The sequence below is a fragment of the Synechococcus sp. JA-3-3Ab genome (assembly GCF_000013205.1).
Taxonomy (GTDB): Bacteria; Cyanobacteriota; Cyanobacteriia; order Thermostichales; family Thermostichaceae; genus Thermostichus.
Map to the genome: position 1 here is coordinate 2580472 of NC_007775.1, position 22879 is coordinate 2603350.

Sequence of the window (22879 nt, forward strand, 5' to 3'; positions counted from 1 at the left end):
ACTAGTGGATTTTCGCCCCTAGATCCCTTTGCTTCCGGAAAACTTTAACGGCTTGCCCCTGTTTCAAGAGAAGCGGAAGTAGAATAGGCAGAGTAGTCCGGGTGGGGTGGAGGGGGAATCTGCGACTATGTTCGAAAGACTGCTCTTTCCCATCGACAACTCGCGCGAAACTAGCCACGCCCTGCCCTTGGTGGCGGACATAGCGCAGCGCTACAAGAGCCAGGTCTATCTGCTCTCCGTCCTAGACAGCACGGACCTGAGCCCAGAGCAAGCCGAGCAAGCCCGCCAAAGTATCCACAACTTGCTCAAACAGGCTGAGGCTGGCCTCCAGCAGATTGGCATCCAAAATGTCAAGAGCGAGTATCGCGAGGGGAAGGTTCCTTTTGTCATCTGCGACGTGGCCGACGAGCTGGAGATTAGCCTAATCGTGATGGGATCCCGCGGCATCAGCCTAGCCGAAGGCCGGAAAAACGAATCCGTTAGCCACCGGGTCATCGACCTCTCCCCTTGCCCAGTGCTGGTAGTACCCTGAAGAGCAGGCCTTCTCTTTCCGGGGAGTGTGTTGAAGTTGTCTCAAAATGTTGCCCTGTGTAACAGCAAGGCCGTTTTTGTTCGTGTTGAACAGGAGTCTGCTGTACAACGAAGAGCGAGGTAGCCCGGATTACTGGTTACACCCCTGGGAATCGGTATGGAAAATCAAAGTCGTGGTCACAACAAGGCCTCGCAGAGAACCTTCGAGGTGATGCGGCATTTCGCAGAAACCTACGCCAAACGCACCGGCACTTTTTTCTGCTCCGACCCCGCAATTACGACAGCGGTGATTGAGGGTCTAGCTCTGCACAAAGAGCAACTGGGCGCCCCGCTCTGTCCTTGCCGCTTCTACGAAGACAAAGAGGCGGAAGTGAAAGCCGGCTATTGGAACTGCCCCTGCGTGCCAATGCGCGAGCGCAAAGAATGTCACTGTATGCTCTTCTTAACCCCAGACAACCCCTTTGCCGGCACCAGCCAAACCCTAGAGGAGGTGCCCCTGGAATACCAAACGAAATAATCGGCCAAGTGCCTGTCATTGGAGGGGACGATCGGGCGGGGAGGGGTGACAAAGATCGGTATAGTCAGTCAGAGAATAGCTGGGTAGTTGCTATTCGCAGGAGGAGGAAACTCTTTTATGACTCCCTCACTGGCTAACTTTCTCTGGAGCTTGCTGTACGGCGCAGTGGTGCTGGGGCTTCTCTTCGGCGCCATCGTCTTCGTCAGCCAAAGAGATAGGGTGCGTCGTCGCTGAGTCTCCTGCTCGCCAGGGCTTGTCTGCGGATTGCCCACCGCCCTTTATGATCTAAAGCTGATCTGGCGACATCCCGGGAGCGTTGACCCACCCCCTGCACTACTGGCGGCAAAAAAACCGCTACTACCACGAGGATCTGGAGCGGCTGCACCGCTTCTTCGTTCCCCCAGGCCTGCGCATTCTGGAAATCGGCTCCGGCACCGGATCCCTGCTCAACGCTTTGCAGCCCAGTTTTGGGGTGGGGATTGACTGGGACGCAGAGATTGTTGCCCAGGCGCAGAGGCAGTTTCCCCATCTTCACTTTCGGGTGCAGGATGCCCACACGCTGGACAAGCAGGATCCCATCTTAGCGGAGCCTTTTGACGTTATTTTGCTCGTCAACACCTTGGGCTACCTGGCAGACGTTCAGCAGGTTTTTGAGCGGCTGCGCCGTTTTTGTACCCCGCGCACTCGCCTGATCCTCTCGTACCACAACCCCCTCTGGGAGCCGCTGCTAAGCCTGGCGACCGTCCTCAAGCAGCGCATGCCCCTGCCGGCAGCCAACTGGCTCTCGGCAGGCGATGTGGCCAATTTGCTGCACCTAGCAGGGTACGAGGTCATTCAGCAGGGCAAGCGGCTGTTGTTGCCGCGGCGGATCCCACTGCTTTCGACGCTGATTAACCGCTTCATTGCCCCCTTGCCCGGGATCAACGCCCTTTGTCTAACGGAATACACGATCGCCCGCCCCCAGCCCGATCCCGCCTGGGATCCCCCCCTTGAGGAGCAACCTTCTTGCACAGTGGTGATCCCAGCCCGCAACGAGGCGGGCAACATCCGCCGCTGTGTGCAGCAGTTGCCAGAGATGGGATCCCGCACCGAGATCATTTTTGTAGAGGGGCATTCCAGCGACGACACCTGGGCTGAGATCCAGCGGGTTCAGGACGAATACCAGGGGATCCGCACCATCCAGGCTCTCCGGCAAGAGGGCAAAGGCAAGGGAGATGCGGTGCGCAAGGGGTTTGCCGCGGCCAGCGGCGATGTGCTGATCATTCTCGACGCCGACTTGACTGTCCAGGCGGAAGAGCTCCCCAAGTTTTTCCGCGCGGTGGCCTCCGGGCGGTGCGACTTTGCCAACGGCTGCCGCCTCGTCTATCCCCTGAAACCAGAAGCGATGCCGCGCCTCAACCAGTGGGCCAATCGTTTTTTTGCCGCTCTCCTCTCCCACATTCTCGGCATCCGCATCAAAGATTCCCTCTGCGGCACCAAGGCCCTGTGGCGGGAGGACTATTGGCAGATTGCCAAGCTGCGGCAAGAATGGGGGGATTTTGACCCGTTTGGGGATTTCGACCTGTTGTTGGGGGCGGCCAAGCGCACCCTCAAGATCCTGGACATCCCGGTGCGCTACTTCCCCAGAACCTATGGGCGCTCCAACATCCAACATGTGCGGGACGGGCTGCGGCTGCTGCAGATCTGCGCTTTTGCCCTCAGCCGCTTCAAGGGATCCTGAGCCCTAACCCCTTCAACACGGTTTTGATCCAGACGGGCCGCTTCCCCATCCGGATCCCTGCCCAGCCTCCCAGAAGTTGTTACAATAGTTAGCCATTGAAAAATGCATGGATCAGCCCTGAGAAAAACCGCCACAGGAAAAAGCAATGGGGGAATCCGTGTTGAGCAGGCTCGGCCAATGGATCTCAAGTACTCCCCTACGCTCCCTCGATCGAGCCTATGAAGCTGCCCTGCGCATCAAAGCCATCGAAGACCGCTACTTTCAGGGGGGATCCATCGGCAGCAACGGAAACCACGGCCAAAACACCAGCCGCTACTTTCAGATCCAATTGCGCCAGGAATTGCGTCAAATTGATCTTAGTTTAGCGGAGTTCAGGGCCAGTAGCGTTTTTTCTCGCCTGCCGGATCCCGAGCAAAATGGCAGCGGCCCTCCCTTCTCTTCCGACAAAGATCAGGCCAAAGAGGCCCCCGTCGGCCCTTCTGAAAACGACGGTAAAGACGCTGAAAATGGCCGGCAAAGTCGGGATCCCTCGATTTTGGAAAAGCTGGAGTTTATCGATCAGGTGACCTCGCGCTACAAGCGCCCCGCTGCTCAACCCAGGTCCACCTCCCCTCCGCCCAAGTCTCAAGAGCAACCAGAGCCACTGACCTCAAGCCAGCCGGAGCCCTCCGATCCCTCCATCAAGACCAATCTTGCTAAGACAAACCTCGACAACAGCAATGCCCCGGTTGCCTCTAAAACGGCCCTCCTGCCTCGCTCCATCCTGCGTACGGCCAACCAGATCCGCCGTGAGCTGAGTTCGCAGGCAGAAGAAGAGCTGCTCCAGGAGTATCGCAGCCAACGCACGCGCACACTGGTGGCAGTTCGGTTTTTGTTGCTGCTGGCCATTTTGCCGCTGCTTGTCCAGATTTTCTCGAAACACTTCCTGTTCGGGCCGTTGGTGGATCGCTTTCAGCCGCGGGAGCCCACCATCCTGGCTCTGAGCTACGAATTTCAAGAAAAGGCTCTCTCCGAGTTTGAGTTTTTCAAGGAAAAAATAGAGTTTGAGCGGGCTTTACACCACCAATCTCCAGAGCTCGACCTGGAATCCGAAGACCAACTGTCCAAGAAGGCAGAGGAGTTGCTGCAAAAATACAGCCGTAAGAATTTGGAAGGCCTCAAGAACGTCCTTGCCGACGTGCTATCGCTGCTGGTGTTTGGCTGGCTGATCCTCATCGGGCGCGAGGAAATTGAAGTTCTCAAGTCTTTTTTGGATCGCCTGATCTATGGCCTCAGCGACAGTGCCAAGGCTTTCATTATTATTCTCTTCACAGATGTGTTCGTCGGCTACCACTCTCCCCATGGCTGGGAGGTGCTGCTGAGCAGCTTAGCTGCCCACCTGGGTCTGCCAGAAAACCGCAATTTTATCTACGGCTTTATTGCCACTTTTCCGGTTTTCCTCGATACACTCTTTAAGTACTGGATCTTCCGCTACTTGAACCGCGTATCGCCGTCGGCGGTGGCCACCTACCACGCCATGAACGATTGAGGGTTTGCAGTTGCCTTCATCGAGAATCCAGGCCGCTGCCGCCACCATCCACAACCTCAGGGGGAGTTCCCCTCACCCCCGGCCCCTCTCCCTCTGGGAGAAGGGAGCTGGGGATCGACCTAACGAGTTGTTTCGTTGCCCCTGGAAACAGCCCTAATTTGAGTTCCCTGAGTTAGCTGCGCACGCGCAAGGACTGGCGATGGCAAAACCCGCAGACCAACCAACGCTCCAGTTCGGCGGCAGGGGCGGGGCAGCCACAGGCAGGGCAAGGGAACAGGTTTTGCTGAGTTTGTCTCTGTTTCACCAGTCGGGCCCAACGTTCGAAAGCGGCTTTAGCATCGGCGGGAGACGGCCGTGAGCCGGAGCGGCGAGCGGTTGCAGGCTGCTTTTGGGCTGGGGTTGCAGATGAGATGGGGTAAAACTTGCCTACCAACTCCGCATCAGGGTGGGGAGCGGACGGGCTGGATCCCTCGTGCCAAGCGCCGGGGCTGAAGCGAATGTCGCTGAGAGGAGGGTGCAGGCGGCTGTTGAGTTTCCTGAGAATGAGCTGGCGCTGCAGAGTTAAGTTTTGCGCCCAGGACGGGGTAGAGGTGGCCACCTGTAGCACCTGGCGGCGCAGGTTGAGGGGATAGGTTTGCGCTGCTACCGCCTCTCCCACCACTTCCGGCCAGAGCTGTCTTAGGAGCTGCATTTGCTTCAGTTCAGCCCAACACGGATGGCTGCCAAAGCTACCCAGTGCCTCATCTAACCGTTGCAGCATGGTGTCGCTCAGGAAACGCCATTTTGGTCTTCCAACGATTTTGCCGCTTCGCTGAGGGCGGACTGAATGGAAGCGGCATCGGGCAGGGAACGGGATCCGCCGTTTTGACTGGGGGGAGCAAATCCTTCGAGGCTGCGAATGTGAATATCTTGCTGGGGGAAGGGGATGCGGATCCCACGCCGGCGAAACTCTGCTTCGATGGCAAAGTTCAGCTCGCTGATCAAGACAAATTGATCCTGGGGCCGGTTGATCCACACCAGCAGCTCAAAGTTGAGGGAAGAGGGGCCAAAAGACTTGAGCCACACCTGCGGGGCGGGGCTGCTCAGTACCCGCGGATTTTCCTTGGCGGCGCTGAGCAGGGCTTCGGTGACCAAGGTGGTATCGGAGCCGTAGGCCACGCCCACGGGAATGTGGATGCGACAGCGGGGATCCCGGTAGCTCCAGTTCACCACCTTCGACTCGGTGAAGCGGGAGTTGGGCACGATTACAAAGATGCGATCCAAAGTGCGCAGGACGGTGGCCCGCGGGCCAATGCGCTCCACGATGCCGAGCAGGTTGTCCACTTCCACCAGATCCCCGACTTGGATGGGGCGCTCCAGCAGGATGGCGATGTAGCTGATGTAGTTGTTGGAGAGGTTTTGCAGACCAAAACCGATCCCCAAACCCACCGCCCCGGCAATCACCGCCAGGGATCCCAAATTGAGGCCACTGAAGGGCAAGACCAAGAGGATCCCGAACAGGGTGAGGATGTACTTGAAGATGGCCGTTGTAGACTCCTGGGTGCCCAGATCCAGTCCCAGCCGGCTCAGAAACCGCTGCTTAAAGCCAACGCTGACGTAGTGGGCAACGGTGAAGACCAAAGCGGCCAGCACAAAAAAGACCAGCAAGCTGGCGATGGAGAGGCTGGAATTGGGCAGCGGTTGGGTGAGGACGCCCAGCGCCGTGGCCACCACGCGCCCCAAGCCCAGGTAAAAAGCGCGCTGAAAAGGCCGCAGGGCAGGTATAAAGCTGATGCCGCGATCCAGAGAGATGCCGGCAATGAGAATTGCCCCCAGGCCTCGCAGCAGCAGCCCTGCGATGTCGATCCAGCTCCCCCAGGCCGGGTCGGCCTTGAGCTCCAACCAACTTTGCAGGCGGACGAGACTGCGGTCGAACAGCCGCCAGAGAAAGAACCCCACTGCCACGGTGGCCAGCCCGGCCAGGATGGTGAGCATCAGCACGCGCGGATCCTGCGCCCGCTGCAGATCCAGCCGATCCTGCCGGTACTCGGCAATGGCTTGCTCCAGCCGCCGCGCCCAAGTGTTGGCCACCAGACGCACGTCGTTGAGGCTCACCTGGCCCAGCGGCACCCTGCGCTCGGCGGCGGCGTCGGCATAGGTGACGGTAAACAGATACCGCTGGGTGGCCTCAAAGCGACCTCTTTCTCCCAGGCGGAGGACGTACTGGCCGTTGGCATCCTGGGCCACCCGTACCTCCGGCTCTGGCAACTGGCCTTCTTCCAAGAAGCGCTCAATGATTGCCCGCACGTTGTCGGCCCGCACATCGCTGGGGTATTCTGCCGTCTGCAGGCGAAACACCGGAATGTTCCCCACCAAGACTTCTGTGCCCTCTTGGCCGGTCAAGGGGATCCGCAGTGGGCTAGAGGTCGGGGAAGGGGATCCCTCAAGAGTTGGCGCTTCGGCAGGAGTGGGGTGGGAAAAGCCGGGATCCCGCAACTCGAGGGCTTGGGCCACCGGGATCCCAGCAGCCTTGGAGACCGGAGCGGGCAGGAGCCAGAGGCCAATCCCGGCTATCAGCCCCACCGCCAGGGCCGCTCCCTTCAGCAGGACAGAGTCTCGAATGGCTCGTTGGACCCGAACGCCCATTGTCTCGGGAATCCCTAGGATGCTGCTGTAAGCCTATGGTGGCATAAGCAAATCCCGATTTTGGCCGATCCAAGCGAGGACCTTAAGTGCTCTGATGGTGGCCCAAAAGGCGTTGGCGCAGCTTTTTAATTTGGTCTCGCAGTTGCGCAGCTTCTTCAAATTCCAGGTTTTTGGCCGCTGCTTTCATCTTCAGTTCCAGTTGGCCGATCAGCTCTGGAATCTCCGAAAGAGGGATTTCGTCTGCAACTGGAAAGGCTTTTTCCAGGTCTTGGCTGTTGAGTTTGCGGGAGATGGCCAAAAAAGACAGAATGGCGTTGCTGTTTTTCTTAATAATGGGCTTAGGAGTGATGTTGTGTTGGCGGTTGTATTGCAATTGAATCTCCCGGCGGCGCTGGGTTTCGGCGATGGCCCGGGCCATGCTGCCGGTCAGGGTGTCGGCGTACATCACCACCGTGCCACGGACATTGCGCGCTGCTCGCCCGATCATCTGAATCAGGGATCGCTCCGCCCGCAAAAATCCCTCTTTATCCGCGTCCAAAATGGCCACCAAGGAGACTTCCGGCAAATCCAACCCTTCCCGCAACAAATTGACCCCTACCAGTACGTCAAAAGCTCCTTCGCGAAAATCTTGTAAAATTTCGATCCGCTCAATTGAGCTGATCTCGGAATGCAAATAGCGAACCCGGATCCCGCGTTCTTGCAAGTATTCTGTGAGATCTTCGGCCATGCGTTTGGTGAGGGTGGTCACAATGACCCGTTCCGGGAGGCCCTGCTGCGAACGTTCCAATCGCAGGTAGATCTCTCCCAACAAATCCTCCACCTGCCCGGCTGTGGGGCGGACATGCACTTCCGGATCCACCACCCCGGTGGGCCGAATGACCTGTTCTATAACCCGACCGGTGCCCGGCACATAGAACTTCAGGGTTTTGCCGTTTTCCACCACCGTTTCAAATTGGGCTCCGCTTTGCTCCAGTTCCCAGTTGCCGGGCGTGGCGGAAACAAAGACGCATTGGTGGACTTTGGCCCAGAACTCCTCGGCTTTGAGAGGGCGGTTGTCGAGGGCGCTGGGCAGGCGAAACCCGTGATCCACCAGCACCTGCTTGCGGGCGCGATCCCCATTGTACATGCCGCGGATTTGCGGCACGGTGACGTGGGATTCGTCCACCACCAAGAGCCAATCGTTGGCCTTGAAATAATCCACTAAACAAGCAGGCGGCTCCCCTTCCTTGCGCCCCGTCAGGTGCCGAGAGTAGTTTTCGATGCCGTTGCAATAGCCCACCTCCCGCAGCATTTCCAGGTCGTAGCGGGTGCGCTGTTCTAGCCGTTGGGCTTCCAGTAGCTTGCCTTGTTTGCGAAAGAAAGCCAGTTGCTCCTCCAGCTCCTGCTCAATGTTGAGGATCGCCTGCTGCAACTGGGCTTCTGGCGTTACAAAGTGGCGAGCCGGGTAGACTCTGAGGGCGCTGAGGCTGGTCAAAATCTCACCTGTAACCGGATCAATCAGGCGAATGGCCTCGATCTCATCGCCAAAAAATTCAATGCGGATCACCCGATCTTCATACGCCGGCACAATTTCCAGCACATCGCCCTTGACGCGAAATCGCCCCCGCGCCAGCTCCAGGTCGTTGCGCTCGTACTGAATGCCGGCCAGATCCCGCAAGACCTCCCGCTGGTTGATCTCCTGGCCGACTTGGAAGGGGATGGAAGCCTTCAGGTATTCCTCCGGCATGCCCAAGCCGTAGATGCAGCTTACCGAGGCCACCACGATGACATCTCGCCGTTCAAATAGAGAGCGGGTAGCGGAGTGCCGCAACATGTCGATCTCATCGTTGATGGAAGAAGACTTGGCGATGTAAGTATCGGTGCTGGGCACATAGGCTTCCGGTTGATAATAGTCGTAATAGCTGATGAAATATTCGACGGCATTGTAGGGAAAAAGCTCTCGCAGCTCGTTACACAGTTGGGCGGCCAAGGTTTTGTTGGGAGCCATCACCAAGGTGGGCCTGCCGACTTGCTGGATAGTATGGGCAATGGTAAACGTTTTGCCGGTTCCGGTTGCCCCCAGCAGGGTTTGAAAGCGATGGCCCTCTAAAATCGACTTCACCAAGCCGGCAATCGCCTTGGGTTGATCCCCCGTGGGCTGATAGGAAGAAACCAGTTGAAACTCCGACATAAGTCTATCCGTTGATCTTTTGAGGATCCATGGTTGAGTGTTCTGGTTAAGACTTTTAATTTAGACAACTGGGCAGTTACAGCCTGCTTGGCCAGAACCTATATCGTCCCATAAGCTAAAACCTTTGTCAGTGGAGTTTCCGTCGGTGCGCTGGATCTCCTGACGAAAGAGCAAGCTGTAGTTGAATTCGGCGGCTACACCTCACAGGCTGTAAATTTGTCCATCGATTAGCAGATGGGTAATGCCTTTCTTCTGCAATTGTGGGCGTACAATCTCCAGAATGTATCCGGGAAATTGGATGACCCGGTAGGGCGGATAGGTGTTGCTGCCACGACGGCTCATCTCGGAAAAGCGCCGAGCCACCTTGTGGTTGTCGAAAATGGGCAGCGTATTGGCGTTTTCGATCCCCTCTACGGGCAGGGATCCCAGCCCCAGAAATTCCTTGAGGGGGCGGGTGGTCAGCTCTTGGTAGCGATCCACCACAACATAACAGGTCTCAGGCAGGTCGAGCTTCTCTAGGGGGAGTACTTGGATGTGATGGACGGGATCCGCCAAGGGATCTTCTGAGGGCACCGCTGCCGCGTCGTCTAAAAAATCGTCGGCATCCTCTTCTTCGTCGTCATCGTCTTCTTCGTCTTCCAGGTCGTTGTCCTCGTCGTCTTCTAGGTCTTCTTGAAGCTCGGCTACGAGCTGGGCCGGCAATTCTTCGGGGGCCAGTTCTGCCACCGTGGCCGTCCTGTCCTCAGGGATCCGCTCCCCTTCGCTGACATCGCTGAGATCGGAGGCGTCGGCAGCCCCCTGTGGGGGCAAGACCTGTTGCCCCTCCATGCCGTCCAGGGGAAGGGTGGGTTCCTCGCCCGTGTCTTTGCGGCGAGCTGCTGAGCGTTTGAGCTGGATCAGCCGCTGGTACTCGTCGGCAGCGATGTTTTCCTTGAGGACACGGGTGATGGTGGTAACGCTTACCCGAAATTGCTCGGCCAATTCGGCGGCAGTGGCTGCCGAGCCGCGGTAGGTGCTAACAATTTGCTGTTGTTCTTGTTCTGAAAGTTTGCTGCGGGCCATCGCGGTTATCCCATCCCAAAACTTGGACTCATGGGCAGGCGGCGGTTGCCCGACACAGCCGGTTGAGGCCGGCGGCCAGCGCTTCCCGCTCTAGTTCCTTGCCGATGAAGACAATTTTTGACCAACGCGGCTCATCGGGATCCCACTCCCGCTCCAAGAAGAGGGTCTGTCGTCGGCCCACCTGATGAAAGATAACCCGCTGCGGCTCGTCCGCAACCCACAGCACCCCCTTGGCGCGAAAAATCGTCTCCGGCAGATCCTGCAGCCAATCGCGGAAGGCCGCCAGATCCAGCGGTTGCTGCAGTTGAAAGCTCAGAGATTGGATCCCGTCTTCTTCCAGATGGTGACTGGGGTGAGCGTGACCTTCAGCCTCGGCAGCGGAGAGCTTGGGATCCCACAGCTCTGGGCGAAAGGCGTGCACATCCAAAATGCGGGCCAGGGGCACCTGGGCGTGGGTGGTGGGCAGACAGGGAGCGTCGGGGTTGTAGCGACGCAGATCTAACAGGATCTTCTCTTGTTCGGCTGGGGTGATCAAATCTACCTTGTTCAGGAGCAAGATGTCGGCGCTGCTGATCTGGTGGGCGGTAGTTTGGGACCGCTGGAAGTTGCGCCAGTACTCGGCCCCATCTACCAGGGTCACCATCCCATCCAGGCGCAGCTCCTCGTGGAAGGTTCTCTGTACAAACAGCTCGGCCACCTGCCTGGGATCCGCCACGCCGCTGGTCTCCACCACCAGGTAGTCCAACGCCTGGGCATGCTGAAGCAGCTCGCGAGCCGCCCGTTCGAGATCCTCCCGCACCGTGCAGCAGAGACAGCCGTTGCTGAGCTGCATCAGCCCTCCTTGGGGCATGTTGACCAGTTCGCCATCGATGGAGATCTCGCCAAACTCGTTGAGGATAACCCCGATGCGCAGCCCGTGTTCCTCCTGCAAGATGCGCTTGAGCAGGGTGGTTTTACCACTGCCCAAAAAGCCCGTCAAAATTGTAACCGGAAGCTGAGCTTTCATACATTCATTACATATCAATCACTCAAGACTCAATCGACAAGCGGCCAACAAACCCTTTTCTCAGGTTCTCTGGAGGCTCTACTAGCTTAGCTCCAGGGCCAGTTTTCCAGGATCTGGACTGAATGGCGGCGCTGCTGGGATCCCTAAGCCAGCAGGTTCGGGTGGACGAGGTGGGCATGCAATCCACCTACCCCGTCTGGGTGGGCTGCGCCGGCAGATCCGCTGGGCCGATGTCGAGCGCCTTGACCTCGCTCCACCAGCCAGGGGGGCCTGTTGACACTCCCACCGTCTAAAGGCGGGGGATTCTTACGCAGTCCACAAAAGAACCCGCAACGGCGTTGTCAAAGCGCCTCTAGACAGTTCCTTAACGCAAAGCCCCAAGGTTCTGCTGACTTTCTTAAGCAGGTTGGCGGCAGCATTTGCCTCAGCCCAGAGGGTCTCCACCCGTCGGGTTTTTCACCATAACTAGGTAGCTCATCTCCATCTAGGAAGCTTGCCTGCGAGCTGTACGCCTCCTCTACCTCAATAAACTCCATGCCATAATGCTGACATAATTGCACGATACGCTCCTTGAACCGACCTGTTGGGACGAAAACAAAGTTTTGGTTAAAACCGCATTCTTGTTTTTGTTCTTTGTTCCAACCTAAATAAGCGATAGTGCGAGAGGAAAGTCAACGGTACAATCACTACAACCATGGTGTGGGGCTAGCGGTTGTTTATCTTATTTTTTGGCCAAAGAGAAAGAAAGAGGTCTTGGTGGGAGAAGTCAGGAAGAGGTTGTTTGAGCTATGAAACTATATCAACGACCCCCATCATGGGTAAGCGACTAAAGTGGCTAGCGGGCTTTTCCGCCCCGCACTCAAGTGCGGGGCTACCAAGCTATCCTTTTGTGTACTACCTGGTCAGCGGCCCTATGTCCAGCCTTGGATGGACAGGCTGCTGGGGGTTTGCCCTGTTGCTCTTGCTCTGGATGGGATCCTGGCCTTCTGGGTTTGGATGGGGAGCTAGCTCCAGCGGGGCAAGTAGCAGGAAAAATCCTGTTTTTTAACAAACCGAAAGGGCCCGGAAAGGGATCCCCAGACCACCTGATCTGTTTCGGGATCGCGCCCCTGATCCAGGCTGTGGAAGTAGTCGGCCCCGATTTCAAACTCGCTATAGAGGTAGGTGGTTCTGCCCTTGCGCTCGACGATACAGCCCTTGCCGGGTACGCTGCGGCCCCGGTAGCAGGATCCCGTCCATTCCACCTGAACCGCGCAGCCGGGCAAAAGCTCCAGCTCTGCCGCCGCTAGGCTGGCCAGTTTTCCCAGATCTCGGCCAGCACATTTGTAGGCCTCCGGGGATCCCAGGGCGTAGTTTTGAATGCGGATCCCGTCTGGCGTCTCGAAAAGGTGGATGACCCGCTGCCGGTAGGGCTGGTCGGGGTAGATATCGTACAGTTGCTCCACGTAAAACCCTATCCCCTGAAACACCGACCACGGCAGAGGGCATTGGTAGACGTGAATGTTGGCGAACCAGACCGGCTCGGCTATAGCCTGGTGCAGATTGTTGAAATGTCCGGCCATCCAGGTGGCCAGTTGGGCCAGTTGCGGCGAAACCGACATAGCGCAAGTGACATACTCCCGTCTCTCACCCTAAAGCGCTCTGCGCCGCTGACGCGAACGGGTAGAGAGCAGGCTTCTCGCTTCGAAGGACTCCGTTCCGCTAGCGCGAACGGGGAGCTATTGCAAGAACCCTCTGCAAGCAGCCACGGAATGCCCTATCGCAGGGCTGTACCAGATTCCGGCAACGCCGTTTTGTACAGCCAATCTGATTTTACGATATTTTTTGCGGGGGTGGCTGTATCCCGACCCTGACTGCCCCCCAGTCGGATATAGGGGGGTACAGGGCGGGGCTTATCCACCCCCGCACCCCCAGAAGCGTAAGCGTGCAAGCCTATTATCCGGGACGGCAGGCCCGCTTGCCAAAACCAGCTCTAGGGATCCAGTTTGGCCGACAGGCTAGAGTAGAGAAGCTCGATCCCCTCCGCTTGGGATCCGATTTGCCTTTCAATGGATTTGCGAACGGCGCTATGTCTGCCCCACCCCTTCCCCTGCTTGGGCAATCCCTAGCTGCCTTGAAAGACTGGGCGGTTGAGCAAGGGCAGCCGGCCTACCGCGGCCAACAACTGCACACCTGGCTCTACCACAAAGGGATCCGCTCCCTGCAGGAGGTGACGGTCTTTCCCAAGGCCTGGCGCGAGGCGCTGCAAGAGTATCCCGTGGGGCGCTCCCAGGTGGTGCAGCGGATAGAATCCCGCGATGGCACGGTCAAGTTTTTGCTGCAGTTGGCGGATGGGGAGTTGATCGAGACGGTGGGGATCCCGACCGCCAGGCGGCTGACCGTCTGCGTCTCCTCCCAGGTGGGCTGCCCCATGGCCTGCAACTTCTGCGCCACCGGCAAGATGGGCTACCGGCGCAACCTCAAGCTGCACGAAATTCTGGATCAGGTGTTAACGGTGCAGGAGGACTTTGGCCGCCGCGTCAGCCATGTGGTCTTCATGGGCATGGGCGAGCCCCTGCTCAACCGCGACACGGTGGTGCAGGCCATCCGCAGCCTGAACCAAGATATCGGCATCGGCCAGCGGCACATCACCCTCTCCACCGTGGGCGTGCCCCGCCAAATCCCCTGGCTGGCCCAGCAGGATCTGCAAATTACCCTAGCCGTCAGCCTGCACGCCCCCAACCAGGAGCTGCGGCAGCAGTTGATCCCTTCCGCAGCCCACTACCCCCTGGACGCCCTTATTCAAGATTGCCGCGACTACATGCTCTGCAGCGGGCGGCGGATTAGCTTTGAGTATACGCTGCTGGCCGGGGTCAACGACCTGCCCATCCATGCCCGTCAATTGGCCCACCTGCTGCGCCAGGCCAGCCAGGCGGGGGCACGCCTGCACGTCAACCTAATCCCATACAACCCCATTGCCGAGGCCGACTATCAGCGCCCCCACCCGACGCGGGTGGCGGAGTTCGTCCGCCTGCTTGAAGAACACCACGTGCAGGTCAGCGTGCGCCAAACCCGCGGTCTGGATAGCAACGCTGCCTGTGGCCAGTTGCGGGGATCCTTTTTGCGCGCTTCCCCTGAGCCGGCCCCTGGCCGTTCCTAGGCGGCGCCCGCAGGTTCAAGGCTTTTTGCAGTTGCTGCCGGCGGGGCAGAAGGGAGCCAAACGCGGAAATGGGTCCATCCTTCCAGGCTGCTGACGGAGATCCGGCCCCCCATGTGCTCCACCAGTTGCTTGACCAGGGACAGCCCCAGGCCGGTGCCGCCGTGCTTCCAGCGATCCGACTGCGGGATGCGGTAGAACTTCTCAAAGATGCGGGGCAGCTCCGCCTCTGGGATCTCGCTGCTGTTGCTGCAGACGAAGAGGATCCCTTCTCCTTCCTGGGCCACCCGCAGGTGGATGGATCCCTCGGGGGCGGTGTACTTGATGGCATTGTGCAGCAGCTCGCGCAAAATGCGGCCCAGAGCCGTGGGATCCGCCTCAAGGGGTGGGATCCCCTCTTCCAGGTGCAGTTGCAGGTTTTGCTGTTTGCTCTGTGCCAGGGGCTGAGCTGCCGCCACCAGATCCCGCAAATAGCGCGGCAGGAAGATCTCTTCCGGCTGGAGCAGATACTTCTCGGCTGCCAGCCGCTGCATGTCCAGCAGGTCGTTGATCAGCTCAATTTGTCGGTTACACTCCTTGAGGGCAATGGCGAAATAGTGCTGCTGTTTCTCGGAGTTATTGTGGGCTATTTGCAACATTTGCAGGGCCATGCGCACATTGGCCATGGGGGTGCGCAGCTCGTGGGAGACGGTGCTCAAAAAATCGTCCTTGAGCAGGTTGAGCCGCTCCAATTCCTTCACCTGGGCCTGGGCCGCCTCATACAGACGGGCCTGCCGCAGGGCCAGAGCACACAAGTTGGCCACCTGGTAGGCCAGTTGCCTTTCGGCTTCCGAAAACTCCTGCTGTCGCTCCACCAGCAACACCCCCAGCCGCTCTTGCTTGTCCCAAAGGGAGCAGGCCAAAAGCTGCACCCAGTGCCCGCCTTTTTCCTTTTGACAACAGCGGTGGACTTCCCAGGGCTGCTCGAGAAAAGCATGGGAGTGCAGCAGGTGCACCAGCTCAGGGTCGTTGAGATAGACGGGATCCGCCTCCTCCGGAAACGAGCAAGCCGGGATCCAGCCTGACCCCCCGGCGCCGGTCAAGAGAATGTGGCAGCCGCTTAGGTGGAGGGCTTCGGCCAGGCTCTTGACCACCTCTTCCAGGATCTCCCCCTCGTTGAGGCTGGCCACCATCTGGCCGCTGAGGGAGCGCAGCACCGCCTCAAAGCACAAAGCCTGCTGCAGCTTAGCGGTGCGCAGCGCCACTTGCGCTTCCAGCTCGCGGTTGAGGGCTTCTAGCTGCTGTTGGGCCCGCTTTTGCTCGGTGATCTCCCGCCCCACCGCCAGGATCTCCACCAATTGGCCTTGGCTGTCGAAAATGCCCTGATCCACCCAGCTCACCCAGCGGGACTGGCCACTTTCGCCGGGGTACTCCCGCTCGCTGCGGTAGAAAGGACGTTCAGGCGTAAGAGCCGCAAGAGACTGCAGCACCGCCTCCCGTTCTTGCGGCGGCAGAGAGTCCACCCAGCGCCTGCCTATTGTTTCTTCTGCCGAACAACCAAAAAAGCGCAGGTAGGCAGGGTTGACATAGGTAATGCGGCTATCGGGCAAAGAGCGACAGATCAGCTCCGTCTGCTGCTCCACCACAGCGCGGTACTGCTGCTGCTGTTGCCAGAGGCGATCCAACAGCGCCTGTTGGCTGGCCGCCGCCTGTTGCCAAGCCTTGGCCAGGGTCTGCACCTCCCAGATGGGGCCGGGATCCACAGGGGGCCAGGCCGGGATCCCAGTTTGCACAAATTGCTCCGCTATTTGGGTCAGGCGGCGCAGCGGGCGAGAGAGGGCTTCACTGAGGAGGATCCCAGCTCCCAGAAAGCCCAGCAGCAGCCCCCCGCCCAAGAGGGCCGCCTGCTGAGTGCTGCGATAGACAGGGGCGAGAAGGATCTCCTCCGGGATCCCCTGTACGAAATAGAAACTCAGCCCCCCTTCATCCTGAATGGCCGTCACCTGTGCCAGATAACGGATCCTGTCCACCCTAAGGCGCAGCAGATCTTGCGAGGCCGCCGTCTCCCAGGATCCCACCTGCGCTTGCACAGCCAGCAGCAGCGGGTGGGGGGAGAGCTCCTCCGTGCCGGCCACCACCTGGCCCTCTTCATCCAGCAACCAGCTCACCCCCGGATACCCCAAGCTGACCTGCAGATCTTCCAGAAAAGCCTGCAGTTGCTGAGCCGAGAGAGCAGCCACCAGGCTGCCGTAAACCCCGCCCTCCCCATCCGCCAAGGGCAGCGCCCTCAGGACCAGCCGCTCCGGCCTTTGATGGGGAGACTCGACAAAAAAGTTGCTCACCACCCAGGTACGGCGGGCCCCTTCCTGTTGCAGGACTGCGGGAAACCAAGACAGCCGCCGCAGATCCACAAAGCCCAATTGCCGCGTCAAGCCGGTGGGATCCCCGCTTTCCGGATCCCGTTGGCGGCCTTGGACGGATCCCGGCTTCAGGCCCGGCGTGTGGTAAGTCCAGATCGAGCCATCGGCGTGGCGGCGGGCCGTGATAAACCCCCCCTGCTCAGAGACAAAGCCGACATAGCTCAGCTCGGGAAACTGCTGCAACTGGCGGGCAAAATACGCTTCCAAGACTTCCAGATCGGGAGGCTGAGGAGCGGCCAGATTGGGCAACAGCCCCCAGCGCACCGCTCCCTCAGTGAGGGCATTGACCTGCAGGGGGGCCTGCAGATACCGGTGTAGGTTCTCCTCGGCTCGGTGGTTAACCTCACGCTTCAGGTGCTCGGCCAACTGCAGCGCCATCTGCCGCCCGGCTCGCCAGGAGAGGTAGCTCACCCCGCCCGCCCCCCCGGCCACCGCCAACAGCAGCGGCAACAGCAGCGCCACCTGCAAAGGGATCGACCGAGAAGCCAGGGAGGGCAAGCGCATCCGGGAAGCAATCGAGGAAAATAGCATGGGATCCCTAGGCTTGAGGAGGTTCTAGCGCTCGCTGCACAGCGCCGAGGACAACTTCGGCACCCATGGCCAACAGCGCCACCGGGATCGCCCCCACCAGCAGGATGGCGGTGTCGTAGAGGGCAAACCCCAGCGTGATAAAGCTGCCCAGCCCGCCCGCCCCGATAAAGGCCGCCAACGTGGCGCTGGCAACCACCTCAATAGTAGCGGTTTTAACGCCGGCCAAGATTACCGGCAACGCCAAAGGGATCTCCACATAGCGCAGCACCTGGGCAGGGGTCATGCCCATGCCCAAGGCGGCTTCGCGTAGGGCCGGATCCAGGCTGCGGAAGGCCACGTCGGTGCTGATTAAAATGGGGGGCAAGGCCAAGATCGTCAGGGCAATGGCCGCCGAGCGGAAGCCAAGGCCAAAGTAGGGAATGGCCAAAAACAAAATCGCCAAGCTGGGGATCACCCGCAAGCTGCTAAAAGCATTGATCACCACCAGAGAAACCACCTGCGAGCGGGAGCTGCCAAAACCCAGCGGCAGACCCACCAGCAACGCGATCCCCAGCGGCACCGCCACCAGTTGCAGGTGTTGGAGGAAAGCTTGAAGTAGCAGGTCGCTGTTGCTTTGAGCATAGTCCAAGGAGCGGGCCAGGAGGCTCATCGAGAGCATGACTTTAGTCAATGATATGCTGGACTATACTGAAAATAATGTACAATATGTTCAGTATGGCTGCTTGGTATGGCTAGGTATGTAAAACCGAGAGAAGCGGCGGATTATTTTGGGGTGTGTCTCCACACCTTGAGGCGATGGGAACAGAAAGGCTGGATCAAAGCAATACGTACTCCATCTGGTAGGGCAAGAAGGTATGACCTCGACAGCTACATTGGCCTCCGGCCCGCTGACGCGAACAGAACGCCAAAGAAAGCCAAACGAGTCGTTTTGTACGCCCGAGTCAGCAGTCGAGGGCAGAAACCAGACTTGGAGAGACAGATTGCAAGACTGGTTAACCTCTATCCTGGAGCCGAAGTGGTCGGAGAGATTGGCGGCGGTCTCAACTTCAAAAGACCAAAGTTCCTTGCCTTATTGGAACGAGTTCGTGCAGGAGATATCGGAACAATTGTGGTCGCTCACCGGGATCGACTCTGCCGGTTTGGATTTGAGTTCGTTGAGTGGTACTGCCGTCAATACGGATGCGAAATCTTGGTTCTCGATGACGATCACCTCTCTCCCCAGCAGGAACTGGTTGAGGATATCCTCACCATCCTGCACTGCTTCAGCAGTCGGCTCTACGGACTCAGGAAATATCGGGCTGCAATCGAGAAAGATACGGATTTATCCGGAGCCAGCGCTGGCTAAAGTTTGGAAGCGGTGGCAAGCGGCGTGCCGGTACTGCTACAACCAAGCGATTGCCTATCAGCGTCAGCATGGTGCTCCAAAAACGGCCAGAAAGCTGCGGGACATCATCCTGCACTCCGACCTGCCCGGGTGGGTGAAGGACGCCCCTTGCCACATCAAGCAGAACGCGGTCGTCGAGGCGTGGTTGGCGTTTCGCCGAAGCAAAGACGCGAGGTTTCGCAGTGTGCGGGACAGGTCGCATACGCTGCAATTCAACGCCGGCAACTTTCGCAATGGGACGTGGTATCCGAAACTCACCCGAGGTTTGGCGTTCCGCGCATCCGAGGAGATGCCCAGAGAATGGGCACGTGGAACTGAGCTAATGCGGGTGAAAGACAGATGGTATGCCATCTTTCCTGAGCCCGTGAACGAGCAGTGTTCGTTAGCAAAGGGGGTGATCGCACTTGATCCTGGAGTAAGAAGCTTCCTTACAGGGTTTGATGGGGCGGGCTTTGTAGATATCGCCAAGGGGGACTTTGGCAGGATCGTTCGGCTGTGCTACCACCTAGACGATCTGCAATCTAGGCTGAGTAAAGCACCGCGACCCAAGCGTAGGCGAATGCGGCAAGCGGCGTTTCGTCTGCGGGAGAGAATCAGGAACTTGGTGGACGAGTGCCATCGCAAGGTAGCGGCGTTCCTAACGGATAACTACCGATTGATATTCCTCCCCACTTTCGAGTCAGCCAAGATGGTTGCCAAGGCAGGGAGGAAGTTTGGTAGCAAGACAGCAAGGGCGATGCTCACCTGGGCGCACTACCGGTTCAAGCAGCTCCTGAAGTTTCAAGCCAAGAAGAAAAACGTGGTTGTCGTGGAAGTATCGGAAGCGTACACCAGCAAAACCTGTACCAAGTGCGGGCACATCCACACCAAGTTGGGTGGCGCAAAGGTGTTTCGATGCCCAAAGTGCAACCATAGGCTACCACGAGATTGGCAAGGCGCTCTGGGTGTTATGCTCAGGGCTTTGCGGGATACCGCCTTTCTGTTTGGACTCCGTCCGAGTAGCGCGGTCGCGTCAGCGTCGCGTAGTGACAACGGAAACGGACAGAATGCTATCGCTTCACCGCTGAGCAGTAATGCTCAGCAGTGTTCAGCGTAAATGTATCAGTTTGCAGCTAGGAAACCCCAAAAATCCTCAGCAAGACTCCGGCACGGACGGAAAACTGCGCTCCCAGCCATAGCGGTCTGGAAGAGCCTCCCCAGCACCTCAAGGTGCCAACTGCGCGATAACAACAGAACCGCAAAATCTAAGATTGAGAACCCCAATCCCTGCCACCGTGCTTTCTGCTCTCTCCGCAAAAGAGGCGGCAGCCAAGGGATCCTAAAATAGGGGAAAAGCTCTCTCCCGGCTCCACCGTGGCACCTCGTGGTTTCAAACCCATTCAGAACCGCTCCGGTAGGGAGAGCCTGGCTCCCTACGTGCGCACCTTGCCCCTGGTGATCGACGCCATGCTGGATCTGGCGCAGGTGCGGGGCGACGATCTCCTCTACGACTTGGGCTGTGGGGATGGCCGCATTCCTATCCGGGCAGCCCAGCGCTGCGGCACGCGGGGCCTGGGGGTGGATATCGACCCAGAGCGCATCCTAGAGGCACAGCAGGCGGCCCAAGCCGCTCAGGTTCAGGATCGGGTCAGTTTTCGGCAGCAGGACTTGCTCACCCTGGATCTCTCGCCAGCGACGGTGGTGACCTGTTATTTGCTGCCCCGCTCCCACCTGCTGATTCGAGACAAGCTGCGCAGCGAGCTCCGGCCTGGCGCCCGCCTGGTCACCCACACTTTCGATATGGGGGATTGGCCGCCCACCGCCACCACCACCGTGTCAGATGTTATCAACACCTACACCATCTATCTCTGGCGGATTTAGCCCCCACTTTTTGCCAGCCCTCTTGACTTGCCTGTTCGCTCCTGGCCTAATTCAACTCAGCCCTCTCTCCCGTTCCCCCTTGAGACGCCGTCTACTTGAGTTCTGGCGCCGCCGCTTCCCCCACAGCCTGCGCACTCAGGTGGCGCTGGTGATTGCCAGCCTTTCCTTTGTCCCCAACTTGGTTTTCATCCTGTCGGTGCAGTGGATCCTCCCCGGCACAGAGCTCAGCCCCGAGGGATCTGTCCTGCTGCTGCTGTGGATCCCTTTGCTAGCAGGGCTATCGGCAGTGGTGGGCTATGTCCTGTCTTCCCTAATCTTGCGGCCCCTCACCTTGCTGGCCCGCGAGCTGGGCCATCTGGAAACCTTAATTAGCCAGCCGGCCCGTTGGAATTTGCTGCTCCGCCCCGGGGATCCCCAAGAGGCTTTGATCCTGCGCCAGGCCTTTGCCCATCTGCTGCGCCAGATCCAGATTGACCAATTGCGGCGGGAAGCCTTTACCGCCACCTTGGTGCATGACCTGAAAACCCCTCTCATTGCCTTTGGGCATTTGCTAAGTGCCCTCAAGCAGGAGCAGCAGTTGCAGCCGGAAGAGCGGCTTGCCCTGCTGGATCGCATCTTGCAGGAGAACCAACGCAATCTGTCCCTGGTGCAGCGGATGGTGGAGGCCCACCGCCTAGAGCGGGGCGAGATCGAGCTACATCCTCGTCTTTGCGATCTGGGATCCCTGGCCCGACGGGTGGCCGAACGCATGGGATCCCTGGCCCGAGAACGGGGGATCGACCTGCGAGTGGAGGGAGAAGGGTGGGCCAATGCCGATGAGGCCGAGCTGGAACGGGCGCTGGTGAACCTGGTGGACAATGCCTTGCGCTACGCCCGCCAGGTGGTGGTGCTGACCATCAGCCCTCGCCAGATCCAGGTGCGGGATGACGGGCCCGGCCTGCCGGCTCCCCTGGAAGAGCTGGCCCAGCCCTACATCGCCCAACCCATTCACATCGCCGGCCAGCACTACCCGACCGGCTCAGGAGGTCTGGGGCTGTACATCGCCAAACGTATCCTGCAAGCCCACGGAGGAGACTTGTGTTTGGTGGAGACGGGATCCCAGGGCACGACCCTAGCGCTGGTGCTGCCCTGATCCCCAACCCCGCCAGGGGAGAAAAGCGCCCAAGGGATCCCCTCTGCTTCGCGTTAGTGGTGTGGAGCGCTTGCAGCTCACTCGACAGGGCGGCCCCGATACATCAATCGATACTTTGCCGGCGGGAGCGCAGCCGTTTGCTCTTGGCGTTCTTCTGTTGCAACGGACGGGGAAGGAGGGGGGCTGTCTTTTTCAGACCACAAACCCAGCTGCTCGAGAACCGCGTGAAGAGCTTCCGTGTCGATGGGAAAAGACCACCTGGCTGCCTTGTAAATTTGCTCGAGGGAGTGGAGAATGTCGTCGGCTTCGGCCAAACCGGGGATCACCTCGGCTGCCCCCTGGTAAATGGCCCAGCGCCGCTCTGCCGGCTCGATGGGGCGACGAGGGTAATGAGTGAGAATCACAGGGATATCCGGAAGCCGGCTCCGACACTCTCGACAAAAGGCATAGGGGTTAAACAGCCCCGTCGTCATATCCACCACCATCAGATCCGGAGAATGAGTTGCCGCCACCTCCACCAGATCTGCCTGAGGAGAAACCAGCACCACTGTATGGCGCTGAGACTCCAGCACCAGCTTCCAGAGCTGGGCTTGCAAAAGCTGACCCTGAGCCACCAGAACGGTCTTGGTCACGGTGAGCAGAGAAACGACTTGCCTTAGTTCACAACTTTGCCTACGGCGCAAGGTAGCATTTCCAATAGAGAAGAAACAGTAACTAGCTATACCGGTAGTGCTGGGCTGACCCAGCCGCTTGGATACGTAAACTACCCGACTCCGACCGCCCCCCCTTCCCCCCCAACCCCCCGTATATGGGGGCAGGGGGGCGGGGGGATTGAGGGGGTACAGTGCGGGGCTCCTGCAGTTTCTAGCTGAAACTCCACCGATCTGCGACAGGTTTTTGGGTACAGCTTGCCCGGCGGCCTCAGCACTTGCCTTGCTCGGTCAAACCACCCTCAGCTTCCTCTTCGGTTTCGGAGGCCAGCTCGGCCTGCAAGGCCTGCCACTCCTCCGGGGAGAGGGAGTGAAGTTTTTCTTGGATTTGCTGCCTCTCGAAAGTGGCCCACTGGGCCTTCAGAGTCATTTCCCTGCTCAACACCCGCTTCAGGTAGCCCACCGTCCAGCCCAGGCATCCCAGCAGAAACACCACACTCGACACCTGCTGCGCCGCGCCCGTATCTAAGCCGGCCCAAAGCAGCAGCCCGTAGAGAAGTCCTCCCCCCAAGAGCAGGGCTAGGCCAATGCCGAGAACATCCCGTCTGCGCATGGCTGGTAGGTTGCA

At 59.1% G+C, this 22879-nt stretch carries 21 protein-coding genes and 1 pseudogene; 12 read left to right on the top strand and 10 right to left on the bottom strand.

Annotated features, from left to right (window positions below):
• The first annotated feature begins 127 nt into the window (after nucleotides 1–127).
• From CYA_RS12005 to pxcA, 5 genes are all read left to right on the top strand, one after another.
• The gene (locus CYA_RS12005; protein ID WP_011431348.1) at nucleotides 128–532 is read left to right on the top strand and encodes a universal stress protein; all 405 of its coding nucleotides are present in this window, start codon (nucleotides 128–130) and stop codon (nucleotides 530–532) included.
• 156 nt (nucleotides 533–688) lie between these two features.
• A complete protein-coding gene (locus CYA_RS12010; protein WP_011431349.1) occupies nucleotides 689–1048 on the top strand; it encodes a ferredoxin-thioredoxin reductase catalytic domain-containing protein in 360 nt (119 codons plus the stop codon).
• A 117-nt stretch (nucleotides 1049–1165) separates the two neighbouring features.
• On the top strand, nucleotides 1166–1282 hold the full coding sequence (locus CYA_RS14235) for a photosystem II reaction center X protein (protein WP_011431350.1): 117 nt from the start codon (nucleotides 1166–1168) through the stop codon (nucleotides 1280–1282).
• 82 nt (nucleotides 1283–1364) lie between these two features.
• Nucleotides 1365–2768 (top strand): glycosyltransferase, encoded by a 1404-nt coding sequence (locus CYA_RS12015; protein WP_011431351.1) that lies wholly within the window; start codon nucleotides 1365–1367, stop codon nucleotides 2766–2768.
• A gap of 157 nt (nucleotides 2769–2925) precedes the next feature.
• A complete protein-coding gene (gene pxcA, locus CYA_RS12020) occupies nucleotides 2926–4296 on the top strand; it encodes a proton extrusion protein PcxA (RefSeq protein WP_228375344.1) in 1371 nt (456 codons plus the stop codon).
• A gap of 172 nt (nucleotides 4297–4468) precedes the next feature.
• On the opposite strand, the gene CYA_RS12025 is transcribed toward pxcA, so the two are convergent.
• The 5 genes from CYA_RS12025 to CYA_RS12045 form a co-directional block, all read right to left on the bottom strand.
• A complete protein-coding gene (locus CYA_RS12025; protein WP_240527320.1) occupies nucleotides 4469–4987 on the bottom strand; it encodes a DciA family protein in 519 nt (172 codons plus the stop codon).
• 77 nt (nucleotides 4988–5064) lie between these two features.
• Entirely contained in the window at nucleotides 5065–6921 is a 1857-nt protein-coding gene (locus CYA_RS13855) for a mechanosensitive ion channel family protein (protein ID WP_011431355.1), read from the bottom strand.
• An 82-nt stretch (nucleotides 6922–7003) separates the two neighbouring features.
• Nucleotides 7004–9091 (bottom strand): excinuclease ABC subunit UvrB, encoded by a 2088-nt coding sequence (gene uvrB / locus CYA_RS12035; RefSeq protein WP_011431356.1) that lies wholly within the window; start codon nucleotides 9089–9091, stop codon nucleotides 7004–7006.
• A 201-nt stretch (nucleotides 9092–9292) separates the two neighbouring features.
• The gene (locus tag CYA_RS12040; RefSeq protein WP_011431357.1) at nucleotides 9293–10153 is read right to left on the bottom strand and encodes a hypothetical protein; all 861 of its coding nucleotides are present in this window, start codon (nucleotides 10151–10153) and stop codon (nucleotides 9293–9295) included.
• Between the two features lie 28 nt (nucleotides 10154–10181).
• Nucleotides 10182–11159: a CobW family GTP-binding protein gene (locus tag CYA_RS12045; RefSeq protein WP_011431358.1), complete on the bottom strand. Its 978-nt coding sequence runs from the start codon at nucleotides 11157–11159 to the stop codon at nucleotides 10182–10184.
• 122 nt (nucleotides 11160–11281) lie between these two features.
• On the opposite strand from CYA_RS12045, the gene CYA_RS15120 reads away from it, so the two are divergent.
• Together CYA_RS15120 and CYA_RS14880 are read left to right on the top strand one after the other, a co-directional pair.
• The gene (locus CYA_RS15120; RefSeq protein WP_011431359.1) at nucleotides 11282–11452 is read left to right on the top strand and encodes a hypothetical protein; all 171 of its coding nucleotides are present in this window, start codon (nucleotides 11282–11284) and stop codon (nucleotides 11450–11452) included.
• A 364-nt stretch (nucleotides 11453–11816) separates the two neighbouring features.
• Nucleotides 11817–11948, top strand: a pseudogene (locus CYA_RS14880) (IS200/IS605 family transposase); the annotation flags it as partial.
• 215 nt (nucleotides 11949–12163) lie between these two features.
• On the opposite strand, the gene CYA_RS12050 reads toward CYA_RS14880, so the two are convergent.
• Entirely contained in the window at nucleotides 12164–12760 is a 597-nt protein-coding gene (locus tag CYA_RS12050) for a chromophore lyase CpcT/CpeT (protein ID WP_011431360.1), read from the bottom strand.
• Between the two features lie 467 nt (nucleotides 12761–13227).
• Between CYA_RS12050 and rlmN the strand changes: the two genes are divergently transcribed.
• Nucleotides 13228–14298: a 23S rRNA (adenine(2503)-C(2))-methyltransferase RlmN gene (gene rlmN, locus CYA_RS12055; RefSeq protein WP_011431361.1), complete on the top strand. Its 1071-nt coding sequence runs from the start codon at nucleotides 13228–13230 to the stop codon at nucleotides 14296–14298.
• Here rlmN and CYA_RS12060 read toward each other — a convergent pair.
• Together CYA_RS12060 and CYA_RS12065 are read right to left on the bottom strand one after the other, a co-directional pair.
• The gene (locus CYA_RS12060) at nucleotides 14295–17225 is read right to left on the bottom strand and encodes a sensor histidine kinase (protein ID WP_011431362.1); all 2931 of its coding nucleotides are present in this window, start codon (nucleotides 17223–17225) and stop codon (nucleotides 14295–14297) included. The genes rlmN and CYA_RS12060 overlap by 4 nt on opposite strands.
• Nucleotides 17226–17232: 7 nt before the next feature.
• Nucleotides 17233–17874 carry an ABC transporter permease gene (locus CYA_RS12065; protein WP_011431363.1) on the bottom strand — a complete coding sequence of 214 codons (642 nt, stop codon included), beginning with the start codon at nucleotides 17872–17874 and terminating at the stop codon, nucleotides 17233–17235.
• Nucleotides 17875–17952: 78 nt separating this feature from the next.
• Between CYA_RS12065 and CYA_RS14240 the strand changes: the two genes are divergently transcribed.
• From CYA_RS14240 to CYA_RS12080, 4 genes are all read left to right on the top strand, one after another.
• Nucleotides 17953–18570, top strand: a complete 618-nt coding sequence (locus tag CYA_RS14240; RefSeq protein ID WP_011431364.1) for an IS607 family transposase — start codon at nucleotides 17953–17955, stop codon at nucleotides 18568–18570.
• The gene (locus CYA_RS12070; protein WP_148203214.1) at nucleotides 18458–19705 is read left to right on the top strand and encodes an RNA-guided endonuclease InsQ/TnpB family protein; all 1248 of its coding nucleotides are present in this window, start codon (nucleotides 18458–18460) and stop codon (nucleotides 19703–19705) included. The genes CYA_RS14240 and CYA_RS12070 overlap by 113 nt, the downstream gene beginning before the upstream one ends.
• A gap of 257 nt (nucleotides 19706–19962) precedes the next feature.
• Nucleotides 19963–20469, top strand: a complete 507-nt coding sequence (locus CYA_RS12075; protein ID WP_011431366.1) for an SAM-dependent methyltransferase — start codon at nucleotides 19963–19965, stop codon at nucleotides 20467–20469.
• Nucleotides 20470–20548: 79 nt separating this feature from the next.
• Nucleotides 20549–21601, top strand: coding sequence for a sensor histidine kinase (locus tag CYA_RS12080; RefSeq protein ID WP_228375346.1), 1053 nt, complete (start codon nucleotides 20549–20551; stop codon nucleotides 21599–21601).
• Between the two features lie 77 nt (nucleotides 21602–21678).
• Here the strand turns inward: CYA_RS12080 and CYA_RS12085 are convergent, their stop codons facing one another.
• Nucleotides 21679–22233: a response regulator gene (locus CYA_RS12085; protein WP_041438612.1), complete on the bottom strand. Its 555-nt coding sequence runs from the start codon at nucleotides 22231–22233 to the stop codon at nucleotides 21679–21681.
• Nucleotides 22234–22522: 289 nt separating this feature from the next.
• Entirely contained in the window at nucleotides 22523–22864 is a 342-nt protein-coding gene (locus tag CYA_RS12090) for a DUF3007 family protein (protein ID WP_011431369.1), read from the bottom strand.
• Nucleotides 22865–22879: the final 15 nt, after the last annotated feature.